This is a genomic window from Heyndrickxia shackletonii (assembly GCF_001420715.1).
Classification (GTDB): Bacteria; Bacillota; Bacilli; order Bacillales; family Bacillaceae_C; genus Margalitia; species Margalitia shackletonii.
Genome location: NZ_LJJC01000004.1, coordinates 3,288,070 through 3,302,825, shown reverse-complemented (window position 1 = coordinate 3,302,825; position 14,756 = coordinate 3,288,070). Strand labels below are relative to the sequence as shown.

The following is a 14,756-nucleotide window of genomic DNA, read 5'->3' as shown; positions in this document are numbered from 1 at the left end:
TAACAGTTTGCACCATATATTAGAAAATTTCAAGTTATTTTAGTACAAAAGTATTTTATTCATCGTATTTAAATATTCAAAAAGATGACAATTTTTGTTTTATTTGTTATATTTTAATTACATTTTAATTACAAAAAAGGGGGAAATGATTTGAAGGAATACATAGTAAACTTAAAAAGTGAAATTGCAAAGGTCATCATTGGGAGAGATAAAGAGGTTGATATGATGATCGTTGCATTATTACAAGGTGGGCATATTTTGCTGGAAAGTGTTCCGGGAACAGGAAAAACATTATTGGCTAAAGCATTCGCCAGTTGTTTAAATGTTGAATTTAAACGAATCCAATTTACTCCAGATGTTTTACCAACTGATGTAACCGGAATTCATTTTTTTAATCCAAAATCTCAGGAATTTGAGCTAAAGCCAGGACCTGTTATGACTAATATTTTACTTGCAGATGAAATTAACCGTGCAACCCCAAGAACCCAATCGAGCTTACTCGAGGCCATGGAGGAAAGGCAAGTTACGATTGATGGAGAAACATTATCAATTTCTGAGCCTTTTATGGTCATCGCCACGCAAAATCCTGTAGAATCGCAGCAAGGAACCTTTCCATTGCCAGCTGCACAACTCGATCGATTTTTTATGAAACTGTCCATTGATTTTCCTTCTTTCGAAGAAGAACGAGAAATTCTAAGAAAGCATGCTGCGGATAGTGGTTTAGGAAGACTTATGTCCGTATTGCAGCCTGAGCAATTACGCCATTTGCAAAAAGAGGTTAAAAATGTACAAGTTCACGAGGATATTGAGAAATATATAATTTTAATTGCCAAAGAAACAAGAGAACATTCGTCTATAGAATTTGGAATGAGTCCAAGAGCAAGTCTTGCCTTACTAAGAGCAAGCCAAGGATATGCTTTTATTAATGGCAGAAATTTTGTCACACCGGATGATGTAAAAGCGGTTGCGCCAAATATTATCAAACACAGGCTCCATCTTACAATCGAGGCATCATTAACAAAGACCGTGGATGAAATACTAGCCGATGTAATTAACTCTGTTTCAGCCCCGGTTGAAATGGAGTATATCAAATGATTTGGGAAAAAGAGATTATCCAGGAAAAAAATGTTCTAATCATAGGACAATTAATGATCCTATTTGCTATTCTTTCGTTTATCTTCGGTTCAACCACAATCTTATTTTTGTTTATTTTTGGTTGTTTTATGTCGTTAGGAAATTATTTGTACTTAAAACTAGTGGGAAACAACTTAATATTACAAAGCGATAGGTCTACTGTCAGGTTAAATGTTGAAGACACAGATGAATGGAAATTTACCCTCGTAAATAAAGGATTGCCGATTTTAAAGGGGAATCTGCGAATTAGCTTTACAAATAAGGTGCAACCAGTAAATCATCCTTTTATTGATGTTCGTTCTATTGTGGAGGTCAATATCCCTTTTAAGGCTTGGAGAAATGAACAAGTGGACGTTATCATTCCAGTGAAAGCAGTAAGAAGAGGGGTTTCTAGAATCCATGGTATTGAAGTGAAAATTCCGCATTTGTTTGGGACAGGATTAGTGATTCTTCAAAATAAAAAAATGTTAGGAGTAAAAAAGCTAGTATTTCCCAATAGAAAGACAGTCCATACTTCTAACAAAGAATATAATTTTTTACAGGGAAGTCAACATAATCAAACATCCATCTTTTTTGATCCTTTGCAGCCTATTGGGACAAAGGAGTACCAAAAGGGAGATCCTTTTCAATATATTCATTGGAAGGCAAGTGCCCGAACACAGAAATTGCAAACAAAGGTTTTTTCACCTATTGGAGCTAGAACTTGGTTGCTGCTATTAAATGTAGATGGAAAAAAGACAGATTTGGAGGCAAGTATAAGTCATTGTGCATATCTCATTGATTATGCAGTGAGAGAAAATATCCCATTTGCATTGGCGATAAATGTAACAACCTTTGGGAAATCTTTGTATTATTTTTTAAATGAGGGAGAAGGCAGAGGTCATCGTCAAAAAGCATTTGACTTATTAGCCCATTTATCTGTTGCTTCCTTTACCATTCCATATCATTTAATGATCAAGGATATTTGCGGGAAGGGGATTTCCTATCCATATGTTATTCATATTGGTGATATCGAGCCTTCTGGTTATGCATCCCTTATAGGATTTGGAAAAAAAGGTTCACTGGTTTTTTCTGTGAAATCAATTGAGAATCAAGGGGCAATGGAACTATGGAAGTAAAATCGAGTGCTAATATTCAAATGAACTTTTTGAAAATATTTGAAGTACAAAGGCTGTTTCTTAGTGACGCGATTATTTTCGCACTTGTTCAATATGCCATTCCATATATAAATGGGAAAGGATCTATAAGTTGGAGTCTTTTAGGGATATTATTTTTGGTATCGCTTACTACTTTGTTATTTTCCCAGGGGGAAATAGAACGGTTTTCGAAAGCTTTCTATTTTTGTTCCATACCAATCATCATTATTTGTACATGGTTAGGGGACATTCCTATTTTCGAAATGTTTCTATTGTTTATCTTTTCCCTTTGGAGACTTAAGGTTTTATTTATAGAAGATGGTGATGAGGACTCCGAAAATATCCTAAGCAGTCGTTTACTGGCTACGATTTTAATTTTTATTTTCTTGTATTTTGTAGGGTTTATATCGGGTATGAAATCGAGAAATTTATTGATAATTTTTCCGGTGCTTCAAATATTCTTGTATTCATATGGGACTTTTTTTAAAAGATATATTCAAAGTTCATCTATTTCAAAAAAAACAATAGCTGCTTTTAGTAGTTTTCTCATCATTACTCCTATTGTCATATCAACAGCGGTTACCTTAATAGCAAGTGTTATTAAAAATGGACTATCCGTTATTTTTGACAAAATTTTTTGGTTTATTGTGACACTTTTAAGCCCACTGATAAGTTTCTTAAGTAATTTCATGGAAAAGAAGAATGAAGAGTACAATAACCGTATGATGGAGTCTGCGAAAGAACAGATGAAGCTCAGAATACAAAAAGGAAATTATTTGGATAATTTTCGTAGACTACAAAAAAACGACAATGAGAAAATTTATATTATAATAGGGATTGTAATTGTAGTTATCATCATCATTTCGCTAATTTTGCATTTTAAGAAAAGGAAATCCAAAACTGCGAATGTGGGAAATGAGATGAAGCAAAGTATTTTTCACAAGCTAATTGATAATCAAAATAAAAAAGACAATCATGCAAACTATTACTCAAAATCCAACCAGAAAATCCGAAAATTTGTCCGTCAATTGGAGCATTTCTCAGCTAAGCACAAATCGAAAAGACGTGGAGCTGAATCTGTAAGAGATTGGTTAAATCGACTAAATATACAGGTCTCTGAAAAATGGGTATTCATATATGAAAGTGTTCGATATGGTTCCATTCAGGTTACAGAGGAGGATATAGAGCAATTTGCTCTTGAAATGGAAAAAATAAAAAATAGGATGAAAGAGTTCCAGAAAAAATAAATTTTTTCATTAGATTATTCATAACTTATTAGGGGCAGGAAATATTAACCTTAAGCAACAGGATTGAATTCTAACATGGTGGATGATATTCTTTTAATTGTGTGCTCTAAAAATGATTTAATCAGTTTTTTAAAAAGCTGAGAGAATATTTAGTGAATGCAGAATCTTGCTTTAATGTTATTTCGTTGCTAAATAATTGACGAAAAAAGCAAGGTGGATTATTTTTTATATAGTAGACACTTTAATTTATTATTAATGTAAAGGAGAAATTCAAATGGTAGAAAAACAATTTAAAGTAGTAGATGCAACAGGAATTCATGCTCGTCCAGCAACACTATTAGTACAAACAGCGAGCAAATTTGATTCTGAAATTCAACTTGGATATAACGGTAAACAAGTAAATCTTAAATCAATTATGGGTGTAATGTCTTTAGGTATCGGTAAGGATGCACAAATCAACATAAGCGCAACTGGCAGCGATGAGCAAGATGCATTAAATGCCCTTGAAGATCTATTGAAAAAAGAAGGTTTAGCTGAGTAATGTCAACCATTTTAAAAGGGATTGCGGCATCAAACGGTATTGCGATTGCAAAAGCATATCGCTTGGTAGAGCCTGATCTGTCATTTTCTAAGAAAACCATTGAAAATGCAGACGAGGAAATTGCCCGCTTTCAAGCAGCTATGTCTGCTGCTAAATCCGAATTGGAAGTTATTCGTGAGCGTGCAGGGTCTGAATTAGGAGCGGATAAAGCTGCTATTTTTGATGCGCATCTTTTGGTTTTAAACGATCCAGAACTTATCACACCCATCGAAGATAATATTAAAAACAATAAACTCAATGCTGAAAGCTCTTTAAAAGAGACAACAGATATGTTCATTACTATGTTTGAACAAATGGATAATGAATACATGAGAGAACGCGCTGCTGATATTCGTGATGTAACGAAGCGTGTGCTATCTCATTTATTAGGAGTGAAAATTCCTAATCCAAGCTTAATTTCAGAGGAAGTAATTGTTGTGGCAGAGGATTTAACACCTTCTGATACAGCCCAATTGAACCGAAATTTCGTAAAAGGCTTCACTACTAATATTGGTGGAAGAACATCGCATTCTGCTATCATGGCAAGATCCCTTGAAATACCTGCAGTAGTTGGTACGAAATCAGCTACAGAGGACATTCAAAATGGCGACTTAATCATTGTCGATGGACTAAATGGGGAAGTACATATTAATCCTACTCCAGAAATTGTTGACCAATATAAGAAAGTGCAAGAAAGTTACGAAAAGCAAAAAGCCGAATGGGCAAAGCTTATGAATGAAAAGACCGTTTCTAAAGATGGTCATCATGTAGAACTTGGTGCAAATATTGGTACACCTAATGATTTAAAAGGTGTATTGGACAATGGCGGCGAAGCAATCGGTCTTTATCGTACAGAATTTTTGTATATGGGAAGAGATCAGCTTCCTTCTGAGGATGAACAGTTTGAATCCTATAAAGCTGTTTTAGAAGGAATGAATGGAAAGCCTGTCGTTGTTCGTACTCTCGATATTGGCGGCGACAAAAAGCTTCCATATTTAAATCTTCCAGAGGAAATGAATCCATTTCTAGGTTTCCGTGCGATAAGATTATGCCTTGAAGAACAGGATATGTTCCGTACACAACTACGTGCATTACTTCGTGCAAGTGTTTACGGAAATTTAAAAATCATGTTCCCGATGATTTCAACCTTGAATGAGTTCCGACAAGCCAAACAAATATTATTAGAAGAAAAAGATAAGTTAGTAAGTAATGGCGTCAATGTTTCTGATAATATTGAGCTTGGAATTATGGTCGAAATCCCTTCAACTGCGGTAATAGCTGACCAATTCGCTAAAGAGGTTGATTTCTTTAGTATTGGAACAAACGATTTGATCCAATATACAATGGCTGCTGACCGTATGAATGAGCGAGTATCTTATTTATATCAACCATACAATCCTGCAATATTACGATTAGTGAAAATGGTAATAGATGCCTCTCATAAAGAAGGAAAATGGACAGGCATGTGCGGTGAAATGGCTGGGGATGAGCTAGCAATTCCAATTTTACTTGGTCTTGGTTTAGATGAGTTCTCTATGAGTGCTTCTTCTATTCTCAAAGCAAGAGCACAAATCAAAAATCTTTCCAAGGCAGAAATGGAAAAGCTTGCTGAGCAGGTTCTTCAGCTTCAAACAACGGAAGAAGTAATTGAAGCTGTAAAGAAAGCAACTCTATAGTCATAAAACTGTAATATTGATTAGGTTTAAATTGGGGAGAAAGGTGGAATAGATAAGTATTCTCAAGTATTTGTGGATAGTTGAATGGGAAAACTGTTACAAACTTGGGTTAACCATTTCTTTCCTATTTTTCCCCCTTTATTTTTCCGGATGATTTCATCCGGTTTTTTTTATTTTAGGAGCATTTATAATGAAACCTTATTAGTGGTTCATTTATAATGAAGTCGTGAAAAACTATTTTAAGGAGGCTATAAAATGGAATTTGGCTTAAATGGGAAAACCGCACTTGTGGTAGCTTCAAGTCAAGGTTTGGGAAAAGCAATTGCTGCTTCATTGGTAAATGAAGGGGTAAATGTAATGCTAGCCAGCCGGAATGAAGAACAGTTGGAAAGTGTTGAGTATGAATTAGCAGGACTCGAAAAAGGAAAAGTAAGTCATATTCGCTGTGATATTACTAATCCTGAGGATATAAGAAACATGGTGGAAAAGACGAAAGCAGAATTCGGCCGGTTAGATATTTTAATCAATAATGCCGGAGGACCACCTGCAGGCAGTTTCGAAGAAATGACTGATGAGCATTGGCAAAACGCATTTGAACTTAACCTTTTATCTTACATAAGAGTTATTCGTGAAGCATTACCATTATTAAAAGTGAATGGCGGAAAAATTATTAATATCGCATCCTCTTCCATAAAAGAACCAATTCCAGGTTTGATTCTTTCAAATACCTTTAGAACCGGTATTGTCGGATTGTCAAAAACGTTAGCCTCTGAATTAGCACCATTCAATATCTTAATTAACACTGTTGGTCCCGGAAGAATTGCAACAGACCGTGTGAAGCATTTGGATGAAGTAAATGCTTCCAAGACAGGTTATTCACGTGAGGAAATTGAAAACCTTGAGAAGAAAACTATACCATTACAAAGATATGGACGGCCGGAAGAATTCGCTAATGTTGTTACTTTCCTAGTATCGGATGCCAACACCTATATGACCGGAAGCAGTTTCCTTGTAGACGGCGGAAAAATTAAGGCAATTTAAATACGGCCCGCACACATAGGAAAAGAAGCAAAGTGTCTTTTAAATGTCAATAAAAGATAGTTCACACCCAAGAATCATGAAAAGTTTTATTTAACATTGCCAATAGAAAAGGAGAGGACCCCTTTGGAAAAAACAATTGGATTTATCGGAACAGGTGTTATGGGGAAAAGTATGGTTCAGCATTTGATTAAGAGTAATTATCCGGTTTATATATATAATCGTACGAAAGAAAAAGCTATGGATTTGATAGAAAAAGGTGCTGTATGGTGTGACAGTCCTAAAGAGGTAGCACAGAATGCTGATGTTGTTTTAACAATTGTCGGCTATCCATATGATGTAGAGGAAGTATATTTTGGGAATGATGGGTTGCTTTCTAATGGGAAAGAAAATAGTATTTTTATCGATATGACCACCTCTACGCCGACACTTGCGATCAGAATATATGAAGAAGGTAAAAAGAAAGGTATCCAAACGATAGACGCACCAGTTTCTGGTGGAGATATTGGTGCAAAAAATGGTACATTGACCATCATGGTCGGAGGGGAAGAGCAAACATTCAATACCATTCTTCCGATATTATCTTGCTTTGGGCAAAACATCGTATATCAAGGTCCGGCAGGCAGTGGCCAGCATACGAAAATGTGTAATCAAATTGCCATTGCTACCAATATGATTGGGGTATGTGAAGCATTAGTTTATGCCAAGAGAGCAGGATTAGATCCGGAAACTGTTTTAAAATCGATTAGTGCTGGTGCGGCAGGAAGCTGGTCCCTCAGCAACTATGTTCCAAGAATTCTTACGGGTGACTATTCACCGGGATTTTTTATCAAACATTTTATCAAAGATATGAAAATTGCACTTGAAGAAGCGGAAAAAATGAATTTACCTTTGCCTGGTCTTGCATTAGCGAAACAAATGTATGAAGAATTAGCTGAACAAGGCGAGGAGAACAGTGGTACACAGGCATTAATAAAATATTGGAATCAGTTTGAATAAAATCTTACGTACTCCTAACAATAGATATGACTATGTAAGTTAGGAGGAACTCTTCGTGGCGAAGCGAACAAAGAAAAACGATGCTGATCAAAAAAATAAAAAAGGATTTGATTCTTCTGTATTAAATGAGGAATTTGCCCATGAAATGGGAAGTGCTGCAACGAATAAAATTCATAAGGATAAAGCGAAGAAAGAAAAAGCTCCCAAAAATAACGGTAAATACAAAGGTCAATAAGAACAAATGCGCAAAACGCCTTGCTCATCGGTGTACGGATTTCGTAGTCGCTCACCTCGAGATAAAGGAAACACAGTGAGGTAGTTCACGAGCTATTGAATATTGAACTACCATTTTCACCGAGTAAAATTTGAAGTGTAATTTTACCTGATGTTGACTTATCGTAGGGAGGAGACGGAGAAATCCGCTAGACGATAGACGCTGGAGCTAGACGTAATAAAAAAAGTGTCCATTGGACACTTTTTTAGCTTTTATTCACCAAGTACTTCTCCATTCGATTTAATCCTTCCTCGAGTTTTTCCATAGAGCATGCGTAGGAAAGTCTGAAAAAACCTTCTCCATAGATAGAAAAAGCACTGCCGGGAACAACTGCAATCTTGTTTTTATACGCCAATTCAACAGCAAAATCGAAAGAAGACAATTCCAGCTCATGAGGGATTTTTACGAAAAAGTAAAAGGCGCCATCCGGTTTAACATATTCCAATCCCATCTTCGTTAATCTCTCACAAACGTAATCTCGCCTTTTTATATATTCCTCGCGCATTGGTTCTGCATCATTATAACCTTTAGTAAGTGCTTCTATAGCAGCCATTTGCGAAATGGAAGATACACACGAAACATTGTATTGATGTACCTTTATAATATGTTTTGCAATATTTTCGGGAGCAAATAAGAAACCTATCCTCCAGCCTGTCATCGAATGTGATTTGGATAATCCATTAATGACAATTGTTTGCTCCCTAAGATCGTTTGCGATGGAATAATGCTTATTTTCATATACTAATTCACTATAAATTTCATCAGCAATTACAAATATATTTCTTCCTTTAAGAAGCCTAGCTATATCCTTTAATTCCTTTTCCGTTAAGCTGACGCCTGTTGGATTCGATGGATACGGTAAAATGATACATCTTGTTTTATCTGTTAAATAAGGAGCTATTTTTTCAGCCGTCAGTTTAAAATGGGAATCCCTTGTATCCACATGAACTGGAATTCCCCCAGCTATCCTTATGATAGGCTCATATCCCGGATAAATGGGACCTGGTAAGATTACTTCGCTGCCTTCTGTTAATATCGTTCTTAATGAAACATCTATTGCTTCACTTGCACCAACTGTTACAATTACTTCTTTTTCAGCATCATACTGTAAGTTATATTTTTGTTTCACAAAATCACTGGCGGCTTTCCGTAATTCTATATAGCCAGCATTATGGGTATATATTGTAAAATCGTTTTCAATTGCAGCAATGCCTGCATTCTTTACATGCGTGGGAGTTGGGAAATCAGGTTGTCCGATGGTAAAGGAAATCATATTTTCCACACCACTAACCATATTGGAGAATTTCCGAATTCCGGATATTTCTATATCTAAAACTCTTTTATTTAGTAAGTGCTCCACTAATAAGTCATCCTTCCCATGTTATCTTTCTAAATGGTGTCCAGCTCTATCGCCTATCGACTCACCGTGTTTCGTTTATCTCAGTCGAAGCCCTAAAGTTTATACGTAGTTGGACAGGCGCATTTCGCTTTCTTTTATATTACCACTTATTCACCGATTTTCTTATCATTTTTGATTCAATAATACTCTCTTTTCTTCTATTTAGAAATTTCATAACGATAGAACACTTCGGCAATTTTTCGTGTTATATTTACATTATGATAGATTGGAAGGGAAGTTGCTATATGACAATAGAAAAGGATATCCCATTAGAGAGTGGTTCAAAAGAATTAGAAATTATCGAATTTCAATTGCAAAATAATAAATTTGGCATCGATGTGATAAAAGTAAAGGAAATTATTCAGCCTCTGCCCGTTACCTTTATACCTCACGCACACCCGTATATGGAAGGAATTGTCCAGTTACGGGGAGAAGTTTTGCCGGTTATTGATTTAGCAAAAGTATTAAATTTTGATAACAGTGAAGATAGGTCAAAGGAGAAATATATTGTTTCAGAGTTTAACCAAATGAAAGTGGTTTTTCATGTTCATGAGGTAAGTCAAATCCATCGAATTTCGAAGCAGCAAGTGGAGAAGCCATCTGATATGTATGCAAGTGAGCGGCAACAAGTAATTGGCATCATAAAAAAAGAAAACGAGATGATTTTAATGCTTGATTTTGAAAGCATTATTTCAGAAATGAATCCAATCTCGATCAATTAAAATGAAAAGAAGAGCTTTTAGTGCTCTTCTTTTCTGCTTTTAAGAAATGATAAAATTTAATCTTGTGAAAACACCTTTTAACAAAAGCTGGACCTATAGCGCCAGCGCGTGTGCATTTGTTATGTTAGTTACAAATGCTTTATTAGTCGTAATGATATTAATAACTGTCTCCAAGTTTTTTGAAAATAGGTCTTTGAGGCCGCGGTTTACGGCTGTTGGAACGGGTATTACTTTTTTCCTTTAACCCAGTATATGTCTGCAATATTTGCTTTGCCTGATTTAATGGCATGTGACATTTAGGATTTCTCGTATAACGATCTAATTTTCCTAGATGAGGAAGCATTTCGAAATCTTGTTTTGTTGGGGGGATATGAAAAGAATATTCTCCGCATTGTACAAGAACATCCGATTGCTGCTGACTATATTTCGGATTGTCAGAAAAGTGAAGTCCAATCTTTTTAGCCTTTCCTTCTTGCACCATTTTCTCAATTGCTTCTCTTTTTAATTTATATAAAAACTTTGGGTTAGTGGCAGTTTTGGCATGCCGGTTCACAGTGAAAATAGCATATGAGAGGTTTAATATAGAAGGTGGTAACGGAGCGGAAGAGTGTGAATTCAAAAAAACGAACTCCTTTCCATTGTTAAATAATTTTGAAATTGATTGACTTTATTATACTACTAATTCATAAGATTGGAAAGGCTGTCTCAAAAAACATGTATATTTTGTGTCAATTTTATCAAGTTATTGACAGGACAAAAAAATACTCCTTATAGTTATGTTGTTAACAGTTTAGGGGGTGAACTATTATTGGAACGTGAAAAAATAAAGCTATTAATAAAAAGATACGAAGACGTCTATTTATTTGCTACAAAACGAATTTCTTCCCTAATTTCAGAAAACGTGTTGAAAGAATTGTCATTAGAACAGTATTCAATGCTGAGAATTATTTATTTTCAAGGTCCACTTCGCGCTGCTGAATTATCGGAACAATTAAATGTAAATAAAAGCGCTATAACTTCTAAAGTGGATAAATTAGAAACTAAAGGTTTCATTAAGAGAGAAAGAGATCAAAACGACCGTAGAAATATATACATAACTGCAACAGAAGAAGGAAAAAAGGTTTGTGAAGAAGTGGAAATAAAAATAGAAAAGTTTGTCAGTCATTATTTAGAGGAATTAGATCCAGATGATTTAGAAGAATTTATTAACCTCTATGAAAAAATATCCACTATTATTCAAAATTCAAAGGAGGGAGATACTCTATGAAATTTGTTGTCCGTTTTAGATGGCTGCTACTAGCCTTTTGGATTGTGGTGGCAGCTGTTCTTACATGGAAGGCTCCAAATATGGAGAACCTTGTCCGTGAAAAAGGCCAGATTACTGTTCCGGATGGATATCCTTCCAGACTTGCTTCTGAAATAAAACAGCATCATACAAGTGAGAAGGAAGGCTCTGAATCCTTTATCGTCGTTTTTCACGATAATAAAAAATTGGATTCTAATCAAATTGAAAATATTCATAAAACTATTCAAAAAATAAAAAGTAAAGAAAAGGAACTTAGCGTAAATAGCGTTACAACCCATTTTGACCAAGAGGAATTAAAAAATCAATTAGTTTCAAAAGATGGAAAAACCATTTTAGCTATTTTAGATGTTGAGTTAAAGAATAGAGAGATTAGCAGTGTCCGCGATAAACTGGACAATGCGATTGCTACACCGCATGTCCAAACGATGATGACAGGAAATGGACTAATCAATGAGGATGTAGTGATAAGCTCGCAAAAAGGGCTTAAAAAGACAGAATTAATAACCGTAGCGTTTATATTAATTGTTTTAATCCTTGTCTTCCGGTCGGTAGTAGCTCCTATCATTCCTCTGATTACCGTCAGTTTGACTTATTTGGTGAGCCAATCGGTTGTCGCCTTTTTAGTAGATAAGCTGAATTTTCCGTTATCGAATTTCACGCAGATTTTTTTAGTCGCAGTATTATTTGGGATTGGAACGGATTATTGTATTCTCCTATTAAGTCGTTTTAAGGAGGAATTATCGAAGGGAAATGAAGTGGTGCCGGCAATTATTGCGACATATAAAACTGCCGGGAAAACGGTTTTATTTAGCGGGATTGCAGTTATGATTGGATTTGCATCTATAGGTTTTGCAAGCTTTAAGCTTTACCAATCTGCATCAGCAGTCGCTGTGGGAGTAGTATTTCTTCTTCTGGCCCTACTAACAGTGGTTCCATTTTTTATGGCTACACTCCGCAAAGTAATTTTTTGGCCGCTGAAAGGAAATATTTCTCATTCAGAAAGTAAACTTTGGGGATGGGCAGGGAATCTTGCTATTACTCGACCGATTATAGCATTGGGAATTGTTGCTGTTATTACGATTCCGTTATTAATAAGCTACAATGGAAAGCTATCCTTTAACTCTCTAGATGAGCTGGGCAATGACTATGAATCTGTTAAGGCATTTAATATCGTTTCAAATGGCTTTGGATCTGGTGAAATTATGCCAGTTACGGTCGTTCTTGAAAATGATGAATCGATGAAATCGAAGGAATATTTAGGATTAATTGAAAATGTCAGTGGTGATTTATCTAAAGTAGATCATATTGAAAAAGTCCGCAGTGCAACACGTCCTGTTGGGGATGTTATGAAAGAGCTTTATGTTAGAAATCAAGCAGGTACAATCAGTGAAGGGATTGGCAAAGGAAATAAAGGAATCGGAGATATTAAAGCAGGCTTAAATACCGCAGCAAAGTCTTTAAGTAAAAATGAACCGAAACTTAAGAGTGCTACAGCCGGAATTGGTGATCTTCAGACAGGAACAAAATCATTACAATCTGGAATCACGGATTTACAGACTGCACTTGAACAAATAGAGAAAGGGATTCGCAGCGGATCGACGGGAGCAGGTGAACTAAAGACCGGAATTATGGAAGCCCGCAAACAAGCCTTTGCATTAAAAGCGGGAGTAAATGAACTCCTGACTAACTATCAGAAGATGCAGCAAGGAGTCCAGCAATTGGAATCAAATTATAAGCAAATAACTAATGGGATAACTTCCATTCAAGCGAGCTTGATGAATTTAAATAGCCATTTTACCCAACTTGAATCCAAATATAATGGGCTTAAAGAAGATGGTGACTACAATGCTATCAAACAAACTGTACAAGGTACGGCACAAAGTCTTGGTGTAAGCGCCGGAGCTTTAACAGAACTAGATAAAAATTTATCAGCAGTAAATAATGGTTTTCAGCAAGCAAATACAGGCTTAAGTAGTATTTTATCTGGAATTAGTCAATTTGCAAACAGCTTTAATTCCATTATAACGGGATTAGACCAATTAGAAAAAGGTATGTCAAAAGCGGCAGATGGACAATCGCAAGTCATCCAGAAACTCCCTGATGTATCAAATGGATTAGGAAAAATCGCAGATGGGCAACAACAGTTGCAGAAAGGGTTTGGATCCGTTGGCGAGCAATTATCTAATCTCACAAATGGTTTAAATCAAAGTACAGATGGTCTTGGGAAAATACAATCAGGATTAGATGATGCTAGTGACTATTTGAATAAGATGTCTAACGATAGTAACTTACAAAAATCTGGTGTATATATTCCGGATGAATTATTAACCAATGTGGATTACCAGAAAGCATTAGACACATATATTTCAAAAGATGGAAAAATGACAAGCTTTGATTTAGTACTAAACCAAAATCCATATTCCAACCAAGCAATGCAAACGATTGATCGAATAAATCAGGCATTAAAAACCTCGCTTAAGGGTACGAAGCTTGAAAATGCCCATATCGGAATATCCGGTGTTACTAGTATGAATCATGATTTGAATAAAATGTCAAACTCGGATTACAGCAGAACAGTTATGTTTATGCTGGCGGGAATAGGGATTATTTTAATTATCCTTTTAAGATCACTCATCATGCCGATTTACTTAATAATTTCTTTATTACTAACCTATTATTCTTCGATTGCCATGACTGAATTGGTATTTGTCCATATGCTTGGATACTCCGGTATCAGTTGGGCTGTACCATTTTTCGGATTTGTTATTTTAATGGCGTTAGGAATAGATTATTCTATTTTCCTTATGGATCGTTTTTCAGAATATCGTCAACTACAAGTAAAAGAAGGAATTTTAATGGCGATGAAAAATATGGGGACAGTTATCATTTCAGCTGCGATTATACTAGCAGGAACATTTGCGGCAATGCTTCCTTCTGGTGTAATGTCCTTATTACAAATTGCCACACTAGTCTTATCAGGATTGTTATTTTATGCATTCATCGTGCTACCGCTGTTTGTTCCTGTGATGGTTAAAGCACTTGGTAAGACAAATTGGTGGCCATTTATGGGAAATAAATAGGAAAATTTTCATAATCTCTTTATTTTAATGTCAGACTCTTATAAAATGAATGAGTCTGACATTTTTGTTGAAAATATGCTATTTTTCGACAAAAACTGGAGTTGTTTTTAGATGCAAATAGAAAAAATAATTATTTTATCTTTCATTATATTCATTTATACTGAT

12 protein-coding genes and 1 pseudogene are annotated in these 14,756 nt (G+C 35.4%); 11 read left to right on the top strand and 2 right to left on the bottom strand.

Annotation, left to right across the window (positions count from 1 at the left end; translation table 11 throughout):
- Window positions 1-150: 150 nt before the first annotated feature.
- From AN964_RS15835 to AN964_RS15800, 8 genes are all read left to right on the top strand, one after another.
- Window positions 151-1,095, top strand: a complete 945-nt coding sequence (locus AN964_RS15835) for an AAA family ATPase (RefSeq protein ID WP_055740615.1) — start codon at window positions 151-153, stop codon at window positions 1,093-1,095.
- Complete coding sequence (locus tag AN964_RS15830; RefSeq protein ID WP_055740614.1) at window positions 1,092-2,252, top strand: DUF58 domain-containing protein; 1,161 nt, start codon at window positions 1,092-1,094, stop codon at window positions 2,250-2,252. Before AN964_RS15835 ends, AN964_RS15830 begins: the two co-directional genes overlap by 4 nt.
- Complete coding sequence (locus AN964_RS15825; RefSeq protein ID WP_055740613.1) at window positions 2,243-3,517, top strand: hypothetical protein; 1,275 nt, start codon at window positions 2,243-2,245, stop codon at window positions 3,515-3,517. Before AN964_RS15830 ends, AN964_RS15825 begins: the two co-directional genes overlap by 10 nt.
- A 274-nt stretch (window positions 3,518-3,791) precedes the next feature.
- Window positions 3,792-4,058 carry a phosphocarrier protein HPr gene (locus AN964_RS15820; protein ID WP_055740612.1) on the top strand — a complete coding sequence of 89 codons (267 nt, stop codon included), beginning with the start codon at window positions 3,792-3,794 and terminating at the stop codon, window positions 4,056-4,058.
- Entirely contained in the window at window positions 4,058-5,773 is a 1,716-nt protein-coding gene (gene ptsP, locus AN964_RS15815) for a phosphoenolpyruvate--protein phosphotransferase (protein WP_055740611.1), read from the top strand. The genes AN964_RS15820 and ptsP overlap by 1 nt, the downstream gene beginning before the upstream one ends.
- A gap of 255 nt (window positions 5,774-6,028) precedes the next feature.
- Window positions 6,029-6,814, top strand: coding sequence for an SDR family oxidoreductase (locus tag AN964_RS15810; protein WP_055740610.1), 786 nt, complete (start codon window positions 6,029-6,031; stop codon window positions 6,812-6,814).
- Between the two features lie 123 nt (window positions 6,815-6,937).
- Entirely contained in the window at window positions 6,938-7,810 is an 873-nt protein-coding gene (locus AN964_RS15805) for an NAD(P)-dependent oxidoreductase (protein ID WP_268888343.1), read from the top strand.
- A 55-nt stretch (window positions 7,811-7,865) separates the two neighbouring features.
- Complete coding sequence (locus AN964_RS15800) at window positions 7,866-8,045, top strand: hypothetical protein (protein ID WP_055740609.1); 180 nt, start codon at window positions 7,866-7,868, stop codon at window positions 8,043-8,045.
- 244 nt (window positions 8,046-8,289) lie between these two features.
- Here AN964_RS15800 and AN964_RS15795 read toward each other — a convergent pair whose 3' ends face one another.
- Window positions 8,290-9,444: an aminotransferase A gene (locus tag AN964_RS15795; RefSeq protein WP_055740608.1), complete on the bottom strand. Its 1,155-nt coding sequence runs from the start codon at window positions 9,442-9,444 to the stop codon at window positions 8,290-8,292.
- Window positions 9,445-9,728: 284 nt separating this feature from the next.
- Between AN964_RS15795 and AN964_RS15790 the strand changes: the two are divergent.
- A pseudogene (locus tag AN964_RS15790) lies at window positions 9,729-10,196 on the top strand (chemotaxis protein CheW); the annotation flags it as partial.
- Window positions 10,197-10,362: 166 nt separating this feature from the next.
- Here the strand turns inward: AN964_RS15790 and AN964_RS15785 are convergent.
- Complete coding sequence (locus AN964_RS15785; RefSeq protein ID WP_055740606.1) at window positions 10,363-10,824, bottom strand: YkyB family protein; 462 nt, start codon at window positions 10,822-10,824, stop codon at window positions 10,363-10,365.
- A gap of 189 nt (window positions 10,825-11,013) precedes the next feature.
- Between AN964_RS15785 and AN964_RS15780 the strand changes: the two genes are divergently transcribed.
- Both AN964_RS15780 and AN964_RS15775 read left to right on the top strand, forming a co-directional pair.
- The gene (locus tag AN964_RS15780; protein WP_055740605.1) at window positions 11,014-11,472 is read left to right on the top strand and encodes a MarR family winged helix-turn-helix transcriptional regulator; all 459 of its coding nucleotides are present in this window, start codon (window positions 11,014-11,016) and stop codon (window positions 11,470-11,472) included.
- Window positions 11,469-14,591 (top strand): MMPL family transporter, encoded by a 3,123-nt coding sequence (locus AN964_RS15775; protein ID WP_055740604.1) that lies wholly within the window; start codon window positions 11,469-11,471, stop codon window positions 14,589-14,591. The genes AN964_RS15780 and AN964_RS15775 overlap by 4 nt, the downstream gene beginning before the upstream one ends.
- The last annotated feature ends 165 nt before the right edge of the window (window positions 14,592-14,756 follow it).

Coding starts and splice junctions, on each gene's coding strand:
- AN964_RS15830 (WP_055740614.1), top strand. CDS start 1,092: ATGATTTGGGAAAAAGAGATTATCCAGGAAAAAAATGTTCTAATCATA.
- AN964_RS15825 (WP_055740613.1), top strand. CDS start 2,243: ATGGAAGTAAAATCGAGTGCTAATATTCAAATGAACTTTTTGAAAATA.
- AN964_RS15820 (WP_055740612.1), top strand. CDS start 3,792: ATGGTAGAAAAACAATTTAAAGTAGTAGATGCAACAGGAATTCATGCT.
- ptsP (WP_055740611.1), top strand. CDS start 4,058: ATGTCAACCATTTTAAAAGGGATTGCGGCATCAAACGGTATTGCGATT.
- AN964_RS15810 (WP_055740610.1), top strand. CDS start 6,029: ATGGAATTTGGCTTAAATGGGAAAACCGCACTTGTGGTAGCTTCAAGT.
- AN964_RS15775 (WP_055740604.1), top strand. CDS start 11,469: ATGAAATTTGTTGTCCGTTTTAGATGGCTGCTACTAGCCTTTTGGATT.